Origin of the sequence: Vibrio sp. 10N.247.310.98 (genome assembly GCF_041467395.1) — a bacterium.
GTDB lineage: Bacteria > Pseudomonadota > Gammaproteobacteria > Enterobacterales > Vibrionaceae > Vibrio > Vibrio crassostreae_C.
The window spans coordinates 1-18,786 of record NZ_JBFSUL010000082.1 but is presented as its reverse complement, the minus strand read 5'-3'; the positions used below and the strand labels follow the sequence as shown (position 1 = coordinate 18,786).

The following is an 18,786-nucleotide window of genomic DNA, read 5'->3' as shown; positions in this document are numbered from 1 at the left end:
CAGCTCTGAAGGATCCTTCAACCGATCGCTTTGGCTTTAACTGATCGGCATTAGACCATTTGGTCGCTCTTTTTGTTTGTGTTGAATGCCGATATTGCATCTGGCCTATAGTAGGCGAAATGCATTTGGATCATCATGGGCCAAACGAACAAACCTAGTTAGTCACGATAGGCTCTTTGTTATTCTCGTTCGATACTCGGTTATCATCGCTGGATACGGTGTCGATAGTCGAGCTAATGTAAGGCACATTGGTCAGGTTGATCTGCAAGCGAACCACATTATCAATCAGTTGAACCAGTGGACCCCACTTAACTTTTTTCTCTTTCTCGAACACGTAATTGAAGTTTTCTGGTGTCCAATCCATCAAGTATTGAGGGTTCAATGAGCGACCAAGGAAGCGTACTTCATAATGCAGATGTGGCCCAGTTGAGTTACCTGAGTTACCACAGCTCGCAATCACATCACCTTTACTGACAAACTGACCGCTACGTACCTTGAACTTCTGTAGGTGCGCATAAGAACTCATGAAACCAAACGAGTGACGCATAGTAATAAAGTTGCCGAAGCCTTTTTTACTTGGGCGTACCGTTTCAATGACTCCATCTGCGGGCGCGACAATATCTTCACCACGCTTACACGTTAGATCGATACCAGTATGTACATGGCGTTTCCCTGAAATAGGGTTAGTGCGGCTACCATAAGAAGAAGATATACGTTGATAAGCCATCGGACTGTCGTTTGGAATCAAGCGGAACATTGTGGCTCTTACTGCTGAATCGACTGCAGCCGCATCAATGCGATCTTCTAAAGAAATATCATCGGTAAGCAGATCTTCATCAGCAAGACCCAGTACTGATTCCACATCGAATACACGCTTACCAAGTAGCTGAATCGTGCCTTCTTTCTCGGTCAGTGTTTGCGATAGCGAATGGTTGGTTTCTACTTGCTCAGCATAAAGAAATTCTGTTTGTTCTTTTTCAACAATCAGTGTTTCAATCAACTGTTGGGCATCACCCGCTTGCAGTGCGAGTTCTTGTTTACTCTCGAAGTGCATGTACGCCGCTCCGCCAATCAATAGCGGTACTGAAAAAATGGCAGTAGTGCAAATGAGCACGGCTTTACGGCCGAAGTAAAACGTCTGTTCCCCCTGACTAGAGGGAATAGTAATGGACACTTTTTTAGACATGGTTCTGTATTAACTAAATGCTTCTAATAGAAAAAGGGTAATGGAGATATTATTCCTTACCTAAGTCGGTAAGGTGTTCAATCTCTCTATAAAGCAGGTCATCGTCACCAACATTAAGCTCAACAAGGCGCTTAAGGTGGCTGATACTATCAATATCTAAATGCTCTATGCGTAAACGCATTGAGGTATTGATGGTAGAGACTATCGTTGCTTCTAACTGAATATTGATATCACTGTTTTCGAGTTTAAAGCTCACTTGAACAGGGACATCATGGCTAAGTTGTTTTGATTCATTGCATTGAATGAGTAAACCATGGAGTGATAAGTCTTGCACTGAGCCTGATACCTTTACTTGTCCTTGTGAGATCTCAGTCGGGACTTGATAAATAACTCGTGAAAATTGACGTCTTTCAACCATAAGTAATCTCTCTATATCGATGCATTACACGTAAGCCAGATATATCAAAGGCCGCTATTATCGCGGCCTTTGTTCAAAATACAAGCTTATTTACTTAGCTATACGCTTGTACTTGATACGGTGCGGCTCTGCCGCTTGTGCGCCTAGAGTCTGCTTAAGCCACTCAGTGTACTCAGTATAGTTACCTTCGTAGAAGTTAACTTGACCTTCATCACGGTAGTCTAAGATATGGGTCGCAATACGGTCAAGGAACCAACGGTCATGCGAGATAACCATTGCACAGCCCGGGAATTCAAGCAGTGCTTCTTCAAGAGCACGTAGCGTTTCAACGTCAAGGTCGTTGGTAGGCTCATCGAGTAGCAGTACGTTACCGCCCGCTTTTAGCAGTTTCGCTAAGTGAACACGGTTACGTTCACCACCAGAAAGCTCACCGATGATCTTCTGTTGGTCGTTGCCTTTAAAGTTGAAACGAGAACAGTAAGCACGCGCAGGGATTTCGAAGTTGTTGATCTTAATGATATCAGCGCCTTCAGAGATCTCTTGGAATACTGTCTTAGTGTCGTCCATGCTGTCACGGAACTGATCAACAGAAGCAAGCTTAACGGTTTCGCCTAGTTCAACTGTACCTGAATCTGGCTGTTCTGCACCGCTTAGCATCTTGAATAGTGTTGATTTACCTGCACCGTTGGCACCAACGATACCGACGATTGCACCCTTAGGCATGCTGAACGATAAGTCGTCGATAAGAACGCGATCACCAAACGATTTAGTTAGGTTGTTCACTTCAAGAACTTTGTCACCTAGACGCTCACCTGGCGGGATAAACAGTTCGTTAGTTTCGTTACGCTTCTGGTATTGGCCAGTTGTCAATTCTTCAAAACGAGCCATACGAGCTTTAGACTTAGCTTGACGGCCTTTAGGGTTTTGACGAACCCATTCAAGTTCTTTCTCGATTGTCTTTTGACGTGCGCTTTCGCCCGCTTTTTCTTGCTTAAGACGCTCGTCTTTTTGCTCTAGCCAAGACGTGTAGTTACCTTCCCATGGGATACCTTCACCACGGTCAAGTTCTAAAATCCAGCCAGCTGCGTTGTCTAGGAAGTAACGGTCGTGGGTAATCGCCACAACAGTACCACTGTAATCAACAAGGAAGTGCTCAAGCCATGCTACTGATTCTGCATCCAAGTGGTTGGTTGGTTCATCAAGAAGCAGCATGTCTGGCTTTTCAAGAAGTAGACGACAGATAGCAACACGACGACGCTCACCACCTGATAGGAATTCAATTTTCGCATCCCACTCAGGAAGACGAAGTGCATCAGCAGCACGCTCTAGAGCAGTCTCTAAGTTGTGACCGTCTTTTGCTTGAATCAGAGCTTCTAGTTCGCCTTGCTCTTTTGCCAGTGCATCGAAGTCTGCATCTGGTTCTGCGTAAGCTGCGTAAACCGCATCAATACGCTTAAGTGCGTCAGCAACGTCAGAAACCGCTTCTTCTACGATTTCACGAACAGTTTTTGATTCGTCTAGCACAGGCTCTTGTGGTAGATAACCTACTTTAAGGCCTTGTTGTGCACGTGCTTCACCATCAATATCAGTATCAATACCAGCCATGATACGTAGTAGGGTAGATTTACCTGAACCATTTAGACCCAAAACACCGATTTTAGCGCCAGGAAAAAAGCTAAGAGAAATGTCTTTAAGAATTTGACGCTTAGGTGGAACAGTTTTGCTCACCCGAGACATGGTATATACGTATTCAGCCATTGCCGATCGATCCTAATTATTGTTCAAAATTGTCTGCTATTTTATACCAATATCCTCAAAGATGTTACTCCTAGGGCAGAAAAGCCACTCTTGAACTAATCCTTACCTATTATTGTCACATTGGTCATTAAAACTATATTTAATGGGCTTCTGAGGCGAAGTGTTAAATATTAATAATATTTACACTCAAATCCTTTACATTTGATGTGATGTCGGGCGTAAATAGACTTCACGTATTCATACACGCACTAAGGAAAGAGCGAATGTTTTTCCGCATTGGTAATACGAAAATTGCTGTGGCTGCATCGGCAATTTTGTCTTCGGTTTCACTGGCTCCGGTCGCTATGGCTAGCAATGCATCCGAGCTTGAAATGCAGCGTGACGTTTATGACAAAGCGCAAGAGGTTTTAGACAGCCGTGATCTAAAAGCTTACTCCGCGCTGCGTAACAAAATTCAAACATACCCTTTAACACCTTACACCGATTATCGGGCCTTTCTGATTGGCTTAGGTGATCGCACACCTGCTGAGGTCGATGCTTTCATTGAAGAGAACAAGGCATTGCCTTTCTCCAATCGAATGCGCGCACCTTATTTGGACTCATTGGCTTCTCAAAAACAGTGGAAGACGATCCTTGAGTTTCAAACCAAAGAGCCTGTCGGTGAAAAATACCAATGTATTTATTATCGAGCGCATTACGAGCAAGGTAACCAAGAACTTGCCTTTAAAGGAGCTAAACAACTTTGGTTGAGTGGTAGTGGTGTTGATGACGCTTGTGACCCTTTATTTAAAAGCTGGGATCAAGCTGGGCTAAGAACTGATGAGCTGATTCTGGATAGAATGCTGCTAGCGTTCGAGGGCCGTAACGGTAAGTTAATGAGCTATCTGATTAAGCAATTGGATCATGATGAGTCAATTGCTCAAGCGAAGCAGATGAAGGCGTTGTACAACAAGCCTGAAAATGTACTCGCGTTTGCTAAAAAACATCCAGCGAATGAATTCTACCAAGCTCAAACCGAGTTTGCTTTCGAGAAGCTAGCAAGGAAATCATCAAGCAGTGCTCAAAAGGTGTTTGATGATGTCATCAAGGCTCAGAAGTTTTCGAAAGAGAAATCTCAAGAGCTCGCTGATTACCTAACGTTTCGTCTGATCAACACCGACTCTGAAGAGTTAATGGTGTGGCGCGACAAAATGCTCGCGAGTTCATCAAAGCAAGTTCTGCTGGAACGACGTGCTCGCTTAGCAATTCAACATGCCGATTGGACGGGTTTGAAAGAGTGGATAGCGCGCTTGGATGATAAACATCAGGCTTCGCTTCGTTGGCAATATTGGCAGGGCAGAGCTGAAATCGCGACGGGCGATACTGACAAAGGCAATAAGCGACTGTCAGATATCTTGGGTCAGCGTAATTTCTACAGTGTGGCTGCGGCTAAGCAGTTAGGTAAGCCAGTTCAATATCCAACATCGACACTTAAATACAATGCTGAAACAGTGAAGCCATTCGACACCTCTTTGGTGCGTATTGGTGAACTGATTGACCGAGACAAAATTGCGGCAGCGAAAAGTGAATGGCGCTGGTTACTGACCAATGCAGATAAAGAGCAAAAAGAGATGCTTGCCGCTTACGCTGCGACACAGCGTTGGAATCACTTTACCGTAACAGCGAGTATCTCTGCGAAGATGTGGGATAACATTGCGCTGCGCTTCCCTGTTGCTCATAAGTGGTGGTTTAACTTCTACGCTGAAAAGCACGATCTCGATCCAATCACTTTGATGTCTTTAGCAAGACAAGAGAGTGCGATGGATTCAGAAGCTCGCTCTCCAGTTGGCGCGCGTGGCATTATGCAAATTATGCCCAAGACGGCGCAATACACAGCGAACAAACATAAGATTAAGTATCAGGGCAGCGATGATCTTTATGATGTCGGCAAAAACATTGAGATTGGCAGTCACTACTTAGATGGTTTACTCGCTCAATATGATGACAACCGTATCTTTGCGTTTGCGGCTTATAATGCTGGACCTAGCCGTGTGAAACAGTGGCGTTCACGCAGCGATGAAAAGCTCGATGCCTTTGCATTTATCGAAATGATCCCATTCAAAGAGACACGTGGCTACGTTCAGAATATCTTGATGTTTGAGACCTACTATCGAGATATCTTGGGTGAGAAAGGGACGTTTTTAGCGCCCCATGAGGCAAAAACGAAATACTAAGCCTTCGGCATTTGGCCCGAAACTGAGTAAGAATAAAGGCAGTGAGTGCGAACCATTTCCACTTACTGCCTTTTTACATTGGATCGCATCAAGTGTTTCGGTATAAAGTGTTAAACGCTTTCAATCGTTAAGCGACTCTTTAAAGTCAGAATTTAAAAGTAAGTGTAGAGATATGGCATCACAACCTGAATATGATAATTGGCAACAACTGATGGACTTGGTAAAGACGGCTGTCGAAAAAGATCAGCACGAGCTGTTGTTGACTATGATGATGACACCAGACGAGCGAGATGCTCTGGTTGCTCGAATTAATATCTTCTGTGAGCTGATGAAAGGCGATATGTCTCAACGACAGGTGAGTCAAATGCTGGGCGTAGGCGTAGCGACGATAACCAGAGGCTCAAATGAGCTAAAGGCCAAATCTGAGCAAGAGAAAGTCGTGATCGCCGACCTATTGCTAAAGTAATAATGGAATTAAGCTATCACGCGATAGTATGAATACGAATTCGATAAAAAACGCTAACTGGATGTTAGCGTTTTTTGTTTCTGAAGATTGTTCTTGGAATCTTTTGAAGTTTAAGGAAGCCTCAAATACTAAATAGGAAAGTGTTCAGGATTCACAAATGGGATCAGAGCCAAAATTAAAGCTTGATGATAGACCGAACTGCGTGACAATTGGTTATGTGTCAGTAGGCCAATGGCACCACCTTTCTGTTTGATATTGTCGGTACCAAACACTTCATCCATCACATCCCCTAACTCGTTTGCATGCTCTAGTTTCTCAAGCACGGCTGGTGGCAGCATCAGACTTGCTGAACGAGACTCGCCACGTTGGCCATTCGTTTCGATCACCATCCAGGCAAAGGTGACGTTTGTTTCTATTCCCGCTTCTAGACCAACATAGAAGTCTGCATCAGGCTGAGCTTGAGTTGCGTTGTGAACTCGATTCACGGCACCTTGATAGGTTTCATCATTGCTCATCGGTTGATCGGCGACACCACTAGGGACGCTGATGCCTTGGAAATCAAATTCAGTATCAGGAAAAGCAGATAAGAACGCACTTTTAACGGCGTTGATTTTAGCTGGGTTCAGCGATGCGATGATTACAGATTTCATGTGTCGGATTCTTTTTGTTGTCGATTAGATTGAGTTGATGTTGTCGGTACCAGTCACTCAACTCTTCTAGTGGCATGGGTTTACCAAAGTAATAGCCTTGCAGCATATCGCACTGTGCATCCTGTAACCACTGGTGCATGTCTTGAGTTTCAATCCCTTCGGCGGTGACCTTTTTCCCCTGAGCATGACACAACCCGATAACTGGTTTTACGATGTTCTGGTTATCGGTTTCAATTAAGGTATCCAAAAACGCTTTATCCAATTTAATTTTCTGAGTTGGATACTGCACCAGTTGAGTGATAGAGGTGTAACCGGAACCAAAGTCATCAATCGCCAGTCGATAACCCATGCATGACAGCTCATTCAGCAATGGGAAGCCTTCTGAGTTTGAGTAAAAGGTTTCAGTGATTTCAAAATCGATTAGGCTTGGTGGAATTCGATTTAACTCCGCGTGTTCTTTAATGAAACCCGCAAGGTGAGTGGTTTCAATGCCAGCAGAAGATAAGTTGATCGACAATTGAATCGAGTGATCAAATTGAGTCTGAAGTCGATGGAATGAAGCAAACGCATTCTGTATTACCCAGCGGTCAACATGTTCGAACAGCCCGGTTTGTTCGGCTATTGGAATGAACTCATCCGGTGGAACCAAACCAAGTTGCTTTGAATTCCAACGTAATAACACCTCAACGCCAATAACATCAGTCCCGGTAGAATCCATGTAGGGCATGTAAACGAGCCTGAATTCATCATCAAAATTCTTACCTCTAAGCGCACGTTCAATGTCTGCTTGGCGCTGAATGGCTTTGTCTAAATCCCGTGAATAGTCAGCAAATTGGTTTTTACCGGCACGCTTGGCTTGGTACATCGCAGTATCCGCGTTGGACAGTAGCTTCTCGATTGAGTTGCCATCATTAGGGTAGGTCGCAATACCAATACTGACCGTGATCGGAAAGCTGCCTGATTCGGTGACAAAACCTTTTTGCAGTGGAGTCAGTAAATCATTCGAGAATCGATGCGCGACATTTCCTCGGTGACTAGGAGCGTTAATGTAGACAACGAACTCGTCTCCAGAAAGTCGGGCTGGCATACAATGAGCGTCGAATTCCTCTTTATAATGACGACAAATATCTGAAATACGCTGAGCAAAAGAAACCAGAATCGAGTCGCCGATTTGATGCCCGTATTTGTCGTTCACAAACTTGAAGTTGTCCAAGTCAAAATAGAGAACCCAGGTTTCGGTATTCGAACTCGGTTTTGGCAACGATTGCTGAACGAAGGTTTGAAACTGATGCCTATTGGCTATTTGGGTTAACTGATCATTTTCGGCCAAGAGCTTGGTTTGCTGGTAGGTGTTGTCTAGCTCTTGGTACATGTCATAAAAACGCTGTGATAAGCGGCCAAGTTCATCACGAGTGCCTAAGCGTTCAATGTTCTTACGTTGTTTTTTTTCGACTTGCTGTAGCTGTCGATCGAGCCGTGTTATTGGAGTAATCACAGTGCGAGACAGAAGCATGAGTAGCAGAGCGACAGTCACAAACGCAGACAGTGCAAACGACAAACTCAGCTTGTTCCAAATCGAATCGAGCTTGTTTTCCAACAGGAATTGCGCCGGGTCGACCGTGGCGTACAGTTCTGGTGCAAGCTTGACTGAGTGGGTGACATCATTTTCCAAAGAAACCGCTATGGATGTGAAGAACAAACTGGTTTGGTAGTCGAACTCTATTTGTTTTCGCAGCGCATTAAATTTGTCGAGAGAGACAGAGACAACAACAAAGAACACATCGTCGGGTTGATTGCTTGCGGTTGGGAAAATCGCTTTTCTGTCTACCTTGTCATAGTGAACCAACATCCCTTCGCCTTGGGAGTTTTGAATATAGTTGGTACTCGATGTTGCTAGGGTGTCTTGATAGTGCTGGTCAACATACTCCAATATCTTACTGTCGATCTGAGTGCGTGAGTCATTGCTATTATCCGCGTAATAACGCAGTTTTCGAACACCATTAAGAAGTGCTAAACCTGTATAGCTTTCATCGTCATCTTGCAGGAAATGAATGGCTTCTCGAAGGTTACTGACCAGTTCAAGATCGCGAGATAGATTTTGGTCAGTGAGAAAATAACGCTTCACCATATCACTCTGGGTCAAGGTGTAAGAGTAGCTATTGAGGAACGAACGAGATTGGCGAAAGTATCCGGCTAGTTTTTCCATGTTCAGTTGAAGTGCGTTGTCTTCGCGTTTGATGAAACTGCTTTTTTGCGTCGAATAAATAATATAGCTAGAAGCCGCGGTACTGATCAGTATCACAGGGGCTATTAGTAGTAAGATTTTAGTACTTAGCTTCATAGTTAATGACAACACTATTTATAAATTAAGCGCATAAGTTTATGTTACTTAATGCTTACTCGCTATTAATTATACGTAGTTCGATGATTTCCTGTGAAGGGGGTAAGGTTTTGTCTTTATTGATAAAAAAAGCCACTAATGAGTTTTTGTTAGAAAGGCTCAAGTAGTGGAGAGAGTAAGCGTGCCGAATGTGCGAAACAAGTGAATTGTGTTTCAGGCATGCTAGGGTGAGTTTTCTTAGCGAGAATAGTACTCGACTAGAGGGTGATTTAAGTATTTGGCCTGCTGTAGGCCAAATACTTATGTTAGCTAAAAGCTGATACTCACTTTCAGCTATGACAACTTAACTTGAGTCGCTTTGATGTTCTCACTTGGGTAGCAACCCAACACCTTAAGGTGGCGAGTAATGGCTGTTAGTTCCGTTATCGCTTGTTGCATATTATCTGAATCCAGATGCGCCTCTAAATCGACATAGAACATCTCTTCCCAAGGGTTACCCATGATAGGACGAGATTCTAGCTTAGTCATGTTGATGCCTAAGCGTTGCAGGATCAGTAGTGTTTCTACCAAAGAACCCGCCTCTTGAGATGTCGACATGATGAGCGTTGTTTTCGCTGGTATTTGAGTCGATACTTCAACAGGCTTACGCGCCACAACGATGAAACGAGTGTGGTTCTCTGTTTGGTTTGCAATATTGCTCTGGATTGGCTGTAGTCCATAAAGCTTACCGCTCGATGCATTACCAATAGCAGCTACGTCATTACCACCCAATTCTTTAACTTTTTTCATTGCATCAGCGGTGCTTGCGCAAGACTCAAGGTTGACACCCTTAAGGCGGCTCAAGAACTCACTGCATTGTTGATGAGGTTGTGGGTGCGAGTAGAGTGTTTTGATGTCTTCTAAACGGATATCACTTTTAGCAACAAGGCAGTGCTCAATCGGTTGAGAAAGTTCGCCAACAATGTATAGAGTCGTATGCTGTAACAGGTCGTAGACCTCGTTAATTGACCCTGAACTGGTGTTCTCAATCGGCAGGACACCGTAGTCGGCATGGCCAGACTCTACTGTTGATGCGACTTCTTTGAAGTGATTACAGTTCAGCTCAATCAATTCCATATTCTTGCGGCTGAAGTATTCGCGGCTCGCAAGGTGAGAATACGATCCCTTAGAACCTAAGAATGCAACGCGAGCCAATGGTTTACGGCTTTGCGGGTTCGCTAGGTTTTGTAAGTATGACTGTTGTAGTAAAACGGAATCTTCGATGATGGTGTGAAACAGCTTGGTAATGTACTGCGCATCAAGTTCGTATTTATCTTTGCCGTTGTTGATCAGCTTAACTAATAGTTGTTGTTCTCGTACTGCATCACGAACTGGTTTTGATGTCTCTACTTTGCTTTTAGCGACTTCGATACTTAGCTTGCGACGCTCTGAAAGTAACTTCAGGAGTTCGTCGTCTAAATCATTAAGACGAAGGCGGATATCATCCAGTGAAATTGAGCGGTCAGTCATAAATGTGTCCTTATAAAAAAGCCTCCCTAGTGTGGGAGGCTTCTTGTTCGTTTTTGACTTGTTTTTCTAAAACGACTTAGCCTCCGATTTACGGAAGAAAAAAGAAGTCAAAAATAAACAAAGATTGAGTGTGCATAAAAAGTGATTGTTTTATGAATGTTTAAACACAATAAGCAAGCGAGCTACGAGCGTCAAGCAAAAAAATAGCGCCCTGAGGCGCTATTTTTTAATCTGTTCTCTTTCCTTATTCTACTTCAGCTTCTAGCTCTTCGATTTCAGGCTTTTCAGCGCGGCGCGCTTCTGGTTTATGGCGTAGCTTGTTGAGTTGACGCTCTAGTTTTTGTTCTACTTCGTTGATCGCTACGTAGAGGTCGTCATGGATTGATGAAGCAACAAGTTGGCCTTTTGGTACGGTTAGTACCGCTTCAAATTTCTTCTTCTTGTTTGGTTCTTCGCTAAAGCTCGCTTGGCAGCCAATGATGTCTACTTGCCATTTATCTAGCTTTTTAAATTTGCTTTCTATGTGATCACGGATTGCAGAGGTAATGTCGATGTTTTTACCAGTGATGTTCATTTTCATAGAAGTTTTCCTCTGTTGTATCCCTCATGGGTTAACTTCAGATTACGACTTTTAGGAATAAAGAATGTGATCTAGATCTTGTTTTGGTTGGGTGGGATAAGCATTAAAATCAAATGTGATCTTACGCAAGTCTTAGTATCTTTTTGGCGAAAAATGCTTGTTATCCTTATGAAAAACGATAACTTGGAGGCAAGGCTTCGCTAAAAATTAAATCAGTTTTTAGGGGCGTCCTACAGCCTATGGAAAGTGCTTGATTGAAATTTACTCAATAGTGTTTTGTGATATAGGTCTTGTAATATAGGTCGCTACATAAGCTTCTTCAGAATTAGATAAACAAAAGCCGCATAAGTATTCTTATGCGGCTTTTGTGTTTTTTAGCTTTACCTAATACCTTTGGCTCCCCAGCTCTGGGATGGAGGCGATCCTAGTCGTTAGTGTTCAGTAATCTCGCTGTGCCGTCCTCTCGGATAGCATTGATAGCTTGTAATTGTTTATAGATTACGAAGTAACGATTGATGTTGGCAACATAGGTTACGGGTTCTTTACTCACGTATTTGCGAGTGATGATTTCTACGTTTTTAAACCAGATGTTTGGGTTGTAACCTTTCTGCTTGGCAATGCTCCTCATCTTTCTGATCTTAGCAGGACCAGCGTTGTAAGAAGCCAAGGTAAAGTAGATTTGATTGTCGGGTGATATTGCCGGGTCGTCAAAATATCGGTCTTTGATAAAGCGCATATACTTCACACCCGCATGGATGTTGTTATCCACCTTATGGATGTTCTTGATGTTGACGTTTTTATCTTTGGCGGTACTCGGTAATACCTGCATCACACCAATAGCCCCGCGATGAGAAATCCGGCTCTGATCCAGTCCTGATTCTTGGAAACCTTGAGCTGACATCATCAAAGGATCAAATTCATACTTGCTCGAATACTTTTCAAAGACATCTGAGAGTTTAGCTACTCGGTCTACTTTATTGGGGTTGAGTGCTCGGCCTAACCAGCGAGTATTGTCGATGTATTTCTGGTAGATGACATTCCCAAGCAGGGTGCCTGTTCGTGCGGTCTTGACGTATTTGTTTATCTCTTTCTTCAGTTGAGGGCTGTCTTTTCTTAAAGCCCAAGCAATACGACCATTTTCTCGTAAAGGTAAGTCGTTATGGACTTGAATGTTTTCCATTACATCGATCCAGAGCTTGGCTTTATGGTTATCCAGAATTGTGCCTTGTATATAACCTTGGTTAACCAGTTCTATCAGCTCGTAGTCTTGTAATGACTCCTCGATAAAGTGGACATGCAGTGGTGGTAAACCTAGCTCGTTAAGCTCCTTATTGACTCTTTGTACACTCTCGAAGTAACTCGAGCTTGCTCGTATCCACACCTCTTTGCCACTCAATTGCTTGATTTCGGTGATAGGTTCGGCCTTTTTCCCTGTGATAATGAGTTCTTTACCATCTTTAATCATCGGATCCGAAAAATCGATGGTTCGTAATCGTTTATCGGTGATCGTTAGGTTAGCGACAGCGACATCACCATAGCCAGACTCTAAAGAGGGAAGTAGATCATCTCGTTGCACGGGGATGACTTGAACATTGAGGTAGGGATGTTTCTTACGAAGGCTTTTCTCAAAGTGGTAGAGCATTTCTGCCACGATGCCTTTTGGCTTGCCATCCTCGATGTAATAGAAACCAAGATCGGCAGACACTAGCACTCTAACCGTTCCTTTGGTTTTGAGCACATCCAAGTCACCCATGTAAGGCTTATTGCTTAATGGAGACAGTTCTAATGCGTAGGATAAGTGGCTAAATAGCGATATCCAGATAAATAATAACAACCTACTCACATCCACACTCCATGTTGATGTTTTGTTAAAAGTTATCTTTTGAAGATACCGTGTATTATGCGATCCATCAAGTTTGCGATATGTAGATGAAAAAAAGCGCGCTAGTAAATTAGCGCGCTTTTAGGATTGAGATGTAAGAGGTTTGATTAAGGTAGTGGGTTTAACTCAATCAACTTTTCTGTTCTTAACACAGCGTCATCTAGGCCGAGTTGTTGATAAGCTTTTAGCTGGATATCTAAAGACTTACGCGCAGCAATGGTGTCTGGGTAAGTTTTTTGCAGCTCTTGCGTTCTGTTGATCGCAGCAATCCAAGCTTCGCGGCGTAGGTAGAAATCAGCGGTTGCTAAGTCATACTCTGCTAGGCGGTTCTTAAGTGCGAACATGCGTTTTTGTGCATCTTCAGCATAAGGGCTACTAGGGAAACGTTCGAGTAGTCGCTTGAAGTCAGCAAACGCAAGTTTCACTGGTTCAGGATCTCGGTCACTACGGTCGATATTAAAAATATCGTGCATGAAGTTTCGGTCTTGCGCCATGTGCGTTAAGCCGCGCATGTAAAGAACCCAGTCTTGTTTCTCATGCGTTGGGTTCAAACGTAGGAAACGTGAAATGGTAGCGAGGCCAAGTGCCAAGTCATCATTTTTGTAGTAAGCGTAAATCAGATCGAGCTGTACTTGCTCAGAATAGGCGCCGAATGGGTAACGTGAGTCTAGGGCTTCTAGCTTTTCTATTGCTGAAAGCCAGCTACCGCTCTGCAGTGATTCTTGAGCGTCAGAGTAGAGAACCGATGGTGGTACATCTGGCACTATCTCTTCACTACTTGAACAACCAACCAAGAGTGATACGGCTAATAGACCCGATAAAGTAAGGTGTTTCATGTCAGGCGTCGATTCCTTGAATTAAATATTTCGTAAGCTTCCGTTACTTTCTAACCAGTAACAGATACAATGATGCAATTATTCTATTTTATCCATACTAATGGGTATTAGTCTCACGGTTTTTAAAAAAGTTCGATATGGCTCAGCAGATCACATTAACAGACACAGTAAAAAGCAGCCAGTTAGGTCAACGTTTAGACCAAGCTGTCGCTGAACTATTTACCGATTTTTCTCGCTCTCGCATTAAAGAGTGGCTTCTTGACGGCAAAATCCAAGTGGATGGCGAAGTTATTACAAAGCCGCGCGTTAAGGTTTTGGGCGGTGAAGAGATCATCTTGCAAGCTGAACTTGCAGATGAAGAGCGCTGGGAAGCACAAGATATTCCTCTAAACATTGTCTACGAAGATGATGACTTATTGGTTATCAATAAGCCTCGCGATCTGGTTGTACACCCAGGCGCAGGCACACCGGATGGAACCATACTAAACGCATTGCTTTTCCATTACCCACAGATTGCAGAAGTACCTCGTGCAGGTATTGTGCACCGTCTTGATAAAGACACAACAGGCCTTATGGTTGTAGCTAAAACGGTTCCAGCTCAAACTCGTCTTGTGCGTGCGCTTGCTAAGCGTCGTATTACTCGTGAGTATGAAGCAATTGCAATTGGCAAAATGACCGCTGGTGGTGTGGTAGAAAAAGGCATTAGCCGTCACGCAACTAAGCGTACTCTAATGGACGTAAATGAATTAGGGAAACCAGCGGTAACTCACTACCGTGTTGCTGAGCACTTCCGCGAGCATACTCGTATTCGTCTACGCCTAGAAACGGGTCGTACTCACCAAATCCGTGTTCACATGTCATACCTTCAGCACCCGCTGCTAGGTGACGTTGCATACGGTGGCCGTGCTCGTATTCCAAAAGGTGCATCTGAAGAACTAACAACAATGATTCGTTCTTTTGATCGCCAAGCACTGCACGCCGTTATGCTTAAATTTGTTCACCCAATTACAGGTGAAGAAGTTGAGTTCCACGCTCCTGTGCCAAATGACATGGTTGTGATGGCTGAAGCGTTACGTGTTGATGCTCGCGAAAACTTGGAAGACGACATTTAATCATGTCGATGATCATCCCTAACTGGAATGCACCAAAAAACGTGAAAGCATTTGCTTCGACACGTTTTGATGGTTTTTCTACTGGTGCGTATCAAGGATTAAACCTAGGTACGCATGTTGGGGATGATGCTTCTCTTGTTGAAAACAACAGAGCCTGGCTCAAGCAATACGCTAATATGCCTGCCGCTCCGGTATGGCTACATCAAACTCACTCAACAGATGTCGTTACGGTTTTACACCCTACGGCAGATATTCTTGATGCTGACGGTACGTTTACCACAGCTAAAGGTGTTGTTTGTTCTGCGATGACAGCCGATTGCTTACCTGTAATCCTTACTGATACCAAAGGCACTCAAGTTGCAGCTGTTCATGCTGGTTGGCGTGGTCTTGCTGGTGGAATTCTTGAAAATGCCGTCGCAAAGTTTTCAAACTTAGGTTCAGAGAATAAGATCATTGCTTGGCTTGGTCCTGCAATAGGCAAACAAGCTTTTGAAGTAGGCGATGATGTGTTGGAAGCTTTCGTTAGTTTTGACTCTCAAGCTAAGCTTGCATTTGAAGCCAAAGCTGAACCGGGCAAATGGCTAGCGAATATGTCTCAGCTTGCAACGCAAAGACTGAACAAAGTTGGTGTCACTTCTGTTACAGACTCCAATCTATGTACCTTCGCTGATGCGGATGCGTTCTATTCTTATCGTCGTGATGGTATTACTGGACGCCAAGCTACTTTTATTTGGTTAGAGTAACCTTTAGTTAGTGCAACCAGTCATCCAGTTCATTTATATTTTTATATCAGCTCTATTCTTCATTCTTATCCCTTGAAAATCCGCGTTACCGTATCCATCTTCTAACCATAAGATAAACATATCTAAGAGTAGGAAGGTTGGCATGCGTCTCGATCGATTCACTAGTAAATTCCAAATTGCGATATCTGATGCTCAGTCGCTCGCATTAGGTCGTGATCACCAATATATAGAACCTGTGCACCTAATGGTGTCTTTGCTTAATCAAGATGGTAGTGCAATTCGTCCATTGCTCACCATGCTGAATATTGATGTGGTTCAATTGCGTTCTAAATTGAGCGAAATATTAGACCGAGTGCCTAAAGTAAGTGGCATCGGTGGTGACGTTCAGCTATCGAATGCGATGGGAACGCTGTTTAACCTGTGTGATAAGGTCGCGCAAAAGCGTCAAGACAGTTATATATCTTCAGAAGTATTCCTACTGGCTGCTATTGAAGACAAAGGTCCTTTAGGAAACCTACTTAAAGAGCTAGGTCTTACCGAGCAAAAATTATCTCAAGCTATTGAACAAGTCCGCGGTGGCCAGAAGGTCGATGACCCGAATGCGGAAGATAGACGCCAAGCACTCGAGAAGTTCACCATTGATCTGACCGAAAGAGCAGAGCAAGGCAAGCTAGATCCTGTTATTGGCCGAGACGACGAAATCCGTCGCACTATCCAAGTACTTCAACGCCGCACCAAGAACAACCCTGTCATTATCGGTGAACCAGGTGTCGGTAAAACAGCGATAGTCGAAGGTTTGGCTCAGCGTATTATTAACAATGAAGTACCTGAAGGTTTGAGAGGCCGACGTGTACTTTCGTTAGATATGGGCTCTTTAATTGCCGGTGCTAAATATCGTGGTGAATTTGAAGAACGTTTAAAATCAGTTCTTAATGAATTATCGAAAGAAGAGGGCAATATCATTCTCTTCATCGATGAAATTCACACCATGGTCGGTGCGGGCAAAGGTGAAGGCTCTATGGATGCGGGTAATATGCTGAAACCTGCATTGGCTCGTGGTGAACTTCACTGTGTAGGTGCAACCACACTCGATGAATATCGGCAGTATATAGAGAAAGATCCTGCGTTAGAGCGTCGATTCCAAAAAGTGATAGTCGATGAGCCAACCGTGGAAGACACGGTCGCAATTCTCCGCGGTTTGAAAGAGCGCTATGAACTTCACCATCATGTAGAAATTACTGACCCTGCGATTGTCGCGGCGGCAACCTTATCTCATCGATACGTTTCTGATCGCCAATTGCCAGATAAGGCGATTGATCTGATTGATGAAGCGGCTTCGAGTATCCGTATGCAGATCGACTCAAAACCTGAGTCGTTAGATAAGCTCGAGCGTAAAATCATTCAATTGAAGATCGAGCAGCAAGCTCTTACCAATGAAAATGATGAAGCCAGTGAAAAACGCCTTCGAACATTACAAGAAGAGCTTTCTGACAAAGAACGAGATTTCGCAGAGCTTGAAGAAGTGTGGAATGCAGAGAAAGCCGCGCTTTCTGGCACGCAACACATCAAGTCAGAGCTAGAACAAGCTCGTATGGATATGGATTTTGCGAGACGTGCTGGTGATCTTAACCGAATGTCTGAATTGCAATACGGTCGAATCCCAGAATTAGAGAAGCAGTTAGATCTTGCGACTCAAGCTGAAATGCAAGAAATGACGCTGCTGCGTAATAAGGTCACTGATGCAGAAATTGCAGACGTGCTATCGAAGCAAACAGGCATACCTGTTTCTAAAATGCTAGAAGCCGAGAAAGAGAAGCTTCTTAACATGGAAGGTGTTCTACATAAGCGAGTTATTGGCCAAGCGGAAGCAGTCGAAGTGGTATCGAATGCGATTCGTCGTAGCCGTGCAGGTTTATCTGATCCAAACAAGCCGATTGGATCTTTCTTATTCCTTGGTCCAACTGGCGTTGGTAAAACGGAGTTGTGTAAAACACTCGCGAACTTCATGTTTGATAGTGACGATGCAATGGTGCGTATCGACATGTCTGAGTTTATGGAGAAACACTCTGTTGCTCGTTTGGTTGGTGCTCCTCCGGGTTACGTTGGATATGAAGAAGGTGGTTACTTAACAGAAGCAGTGCGTCGCAAGCCTTATTCAGTGATTTTGCTAGATGAAGTAGAGAAAGCGCATCCTGATGTTTTCAATATCTTATTGCAGGTGCTTGATGATGGACGCTTAACTGATGGACAAGGTCGTACAGTCGATTTTAGAAACACGGTAGTGATCATGACATCCAACCTTGGCTCTTCGAGAATTCAAGAGAACTTCAATACGCTCGACTACCAAGGAATAAAGAATGAAGTGATGGAAGTGGTAGGTAAACATTTCCGTCCTGAGTTTTTGAACCGAGTTGATGAAAGCGTGGTGTTCCATCCATTGGGTCAAGAGCACATTCAGTCGATAGCCGCTATTCAGCTTGAGCACCTTAAGAAGAGAATGGAAGACAATGGTTATGAGCTTGAAGTTTCGGATAAAGCACTCAAGTTAATTTCTCAAGTTGGTTTTGATCCAGTATATGGTGCACGACCTTTGAAAAGAGCGATTCAACAAAGTGTCGAGAACCCGTTAGCGAAAGCGATACTGGCAGGAAAAATTAATCCAGATAAGAAAGTGCAGCTATTAGTAAACAACGACCGCATTATTGCTCACCAATAGTTGAAGTAAGAACGGTAGGTACGATTGGCCGAAATTAAGGCTTAATCGTACCTATTTTAAACGCTTTGTGTGAATAGTGTTCGAACGGTCGCCGGTGGCGGCTTTTTTTCGTTTTTAGCCTTGTACAAAGGATTATTCTCTCTATAATGCGCCTCCGTTGCCAAGGATAACCAAGCGGTTTGAACTGAGTAACAAGACGGTGATAAGCATTTAAGATGCTTTGAAAAATTAGCTGGAAAAAGTGTTTGACACTGGAATCTAATCCGCTAGAATGGCCGTCCACTTCGAGAGGCTCCTTACTAAAAGGAAGGCTCAACAAGTAAAGCTCTTTAACAATTTAAACCTATCAATCTGTGTGGGCACTCGTTGATGAATA

At 43.7% G+C, this 18,786-nt stretch carries 14 protein-coding genes and 1 other annotated feature; of the genes, 5 read left to right on the top strand and 9 right to left on the bottom strand.

Annotated elements, in window-relative coordinates; all coding sequences use genetic code 11:
- Nucleotides 1-154: 154 nt before the first annotated feature.
- From AB6E78_RS21430 to ettA, 3 genes are all read right to left on the bottom strand, one after another.
- A complete protein-coding gene (locus AB6E78_RS21430) occupies nt 155-1,186 on the bottom strand; it encodes a M23 family metallopeptidase (RefSeq protein WP_372102423.1) in 1,032 nt (343 codons plus the stop codon).
- 49 nt (nt 1,187-1,235) lie between these two features.
- Nucleotides 1,236-1,604: a PilZ domain-containing protein gene (locus tag AB6E78_RS21425; protein WP_017059356.1), complete on the bottom strand. Its 369-nt coding sequence runs from the start codon at nt 1,602-1,604 to the stop codon at nt 1,236-1,238.
- A 90-nt stretch (nt 1,605-1,694) separates the two neighbouring features.
- Entirely contained in the window at nt 1,695-3,362 is a 1,668-nt protein-coding gene (gene ettA / locus AB6E78_RS21420; protein ID WP_017056147.1) for an energy-dependent translational throttle protein EttA, read from the bottom strand.
- Between the two features lie 263 nt (nt 3,363-3,625).
- Here ettA and sltY point away from each other — a divergent pair, with 263 nt between their 5' ends.
- Together sltY and trpR are read left to right on the top strand one after the other, a co-directional pair.
- Entirely contained in the window at nt 3,626-5,575 is a 1,950-nt protein-coding gene (sltY, locus tag AB6E78_RS21415) for a murein transglycosylase (RefSeq protein ID WP_102321444.1), read from the top strand.
- 172 nt (nt 5,576-5,747) lie between these two features.
- On the top strand, nt 5,748-6,041 hold the full coding sequence (gene trpR / locus AB6E78_RS21410; RefSeq protein ID WP_017059358.1) for a trp operon repressor: 294 nt from the start codon (nt 5,748-5,750) through the stop codon (nt 6,039-6,041).
- Nucleotides 6,042-6,169: 128 nt separating this feature from the next.
- Here the strand turns inward: trpR and yjjX are convergent, their stop codons facing one another.
- The 6 genes from yjjX to AB6E78_RS21380 form a co-directional block, all read right to left on the bottom strand.
- Nucleotides 6,170-6,691, bottom strand: coding sequence for an inosine/xanthosine triphosphatase (gene yjjX / locus AB6E78_RS21405; protein ID WP_017062855.1), 522 nt, complete (start codon nt 6,689-6,691; stop codon nt 6,170-6,172).
- On the bottom strand, nt 6,654-9,032 hold the full coding sequence (locus AB6E78_RS21400; protein WP_372112537.1) for a putative bifunctional diguanylate cyclase/phosphodiesterase: 2,379 nt from the start codon (nt 9,030-9,032) through the stop codon (nt 6,654-6,656). The genes yjjX and AB6E78_RS21400 overlap by 38 nt, the downstream gene beginning before the upstream one ends.
- A gap of 333 nt (nt 9,033-9,365) precedes the next feature.
- Nucleotides 9,366-10,541, bottom strand: coding sequence for a prephenate dehydratase (gene pheA, locus AB6E78_RS21395; protein WP_017059361.1), 1,176 nt, complete (start codon nt 10,539-10,541; stop codon nt 9,366-9,368).
- Between the two features lie 12 nt (nt 10,542-10,553).
- Nucleotides 10,554-10,675 (bottom strand) — a sequence feature (Phe leader region).
- Nucleotides 10,676-10,785: 110 nt separating this feature from the next.
- Nucleotides 10,786-11,121 carry a ribosome hibernation-promoting factor, HPF/YfiA family gene (gene hpf / locus AB6E78_RS21390; protein WP_004735034.1) on the bottom strand — a complete coding sequence of 112 codons (336 nt, stop codon included), beginning with the start codon at nt 11,119-11,121 and terminating at the stop codon, nt 10,786-10,788.
- Between the two features lie 424 nt (nt 11,122-11,545).
- Entirely contained in the window at nt 11,546-12,970 is a 1,425-nt protein-coding gene (locus tag AB6E78_RS21385) for a lytic transglycosylase F (RefSeq protein ID WP_346762950.1), read from the bottom strand.
- A 140-nt stretch (nt 12,971-13,110) separates the two neighbouring features.
- The gene (locus AB6E78_RS21380) at nt 13,111-13,839 is read right to left on the bottom strand and encodes an outer membrane protein assembly factor BamD (protein WP_017059363.1); all 729 of its coding nucleotides are present in this window, start codon (nt 13,837-13,839) and stop codon (nt 13,111-13,113) included.
- A gap of 137 nt (nt 13,840-13,976) precedes the next feature.
- On the opposite strand from AB6E78_RS21380, the gene rluD reads away from it, so the two are divergent.
- The 3 genes from rluD to clpB all read left to right on the top strand — a co-directional run bounded on the left by rluD (nt 13,977) and on the right by clpB (nt 18,410).
- Nucleotides 13,977-14,951: a 23S rRNA pseudouridine(1911/1915/1917) synthase RluD gene (gene rluD, locus AB6E78_RS21375; RefSeq protein ID WP_017059364.1), complete on the top strand. Its 975-nt coding sequence runs from the start codon at nt 13,977-13,979 to the stop codon at nt 14,949-14,951.
- A 2-nt stretch (nt 14,952-14,953) separates the two neighbouring features.
- Nucleotides 14,954-15,694 carry a peptidoglycan editing factor PgeF gene (gene pgeF / locus AB6E78_RS21370; protein WP_372056314.1) on the top strand — a complete coding sequence of 247 codons (741 nt, stop codon included), beginning with the start codon at nt 14,954-14,956 and terminating at the stop codon, nt 15,692-15,694.
- Between the two features lie 142 nt (nt 15,695-15,836).
- Nucleotides 15,837-18,410, top strand: a complete 2,574-nt coding sequence (gene clpB, locus AB6E78_RS21365) for an ATP-dependent chaperone ClpB (protein ID WP_372112536.1) — start codon at nt 15,837-15,839, stop codon at nt 18,408-18,410.
- The last annotated feature ends 376 nt before the right edge of the window (nt 18,411-18,786 follow it).

Excerpts from the sequence above, each read along its gene's own strand:
- AB6E78_RS21380 (WP_017059363.1), bottom strand. The coding sequence starts at position 13,839 with ATGAAACACCTTACTTTATCGGGTCTATTAGCCGTATCACTCTTGGTT.
- clpB (WP_372112536.1), top strand. The coding sequence starts at position 15,837 with ATGCGTCTCGATCGATTCACTAGTAAATTCCAAATTGCGATATCTGAT.
- pgeF (WP_372056314.1), top strand. The coding sequence starts at position 14,954 with ATGTCGATGATCATCCCTAACTGGAATGCACCAAAAAACGTGAAAGCA.
- pheA (WP_017059361.1), bottom strand. The coding sequence starts at position 10,541 with ATGACTGACCGCTCAATTTCACTGGATGATATCCGCCTTCGTCTTAAT.
- ettA (WP_017056147.1), bottom strand. The coding sequence starts at position 3,362 with ATGGCTGAATACGTATATACCATGTCTCGGGTGAGCAAAACTGTTCCA.
- AB6E78_RS21400 (WP_372112537.1), bottom strand. The coding sequence starts at position 9,032 with ATGAAGCTAAGTACTAAAATCTTACTACTAATAGCCCCTGTGATACTG.
- sltY (WP_102321444.1), top strand. The coding sequence starts at position 3,626 with ATGTTTTTCCGCATTGGTAATACGAAAATTGCTGTGGCTGCATCGGCA.
- AB6E78_RS21430 (WP_372102423.1), bottom strand. The coding sequence starts at position 1,186 with ATGTCTAAAAAAGTGTCCATTACTATTCCCTCTAGTCAGGGGGAACAG.
- yjjX (WP_017062855.1), bottom strand. The coding sequence starts at position 6,691 with ATGAAATCTGTAATCATCGCATCGCTGAACCCAGCTAAAATCAACGCC.
- AB6E78_RS21425 (WP_017059356.1), bottom strand. The coding sequence starts at position 1,604 with ATGGTTGAAAGACGTCAATTTTCACGAGTTATTTATCAAGTCCCGACT.
- rluD (WP_017059364.1), top strand. The coding sequence starts at position 13,977 with ATGGCTCAGCAGATCACATTAACAGACACAGTAAAAAGCAGCCAGTTA.
- trpR (WP_017059358.1), top strand. The coding sequence starts at position 5,748 with ATGGCATCACAACCTGAATATGATAATTGGCAACAACTGATGGACTTG.
- hpf (WP_004735034.1), bottom strand. The coding sequence starts at position 11,121 with ATGAAAATGAACATCACTGGTAAAAACATCGACATTACCTCTGCAATC.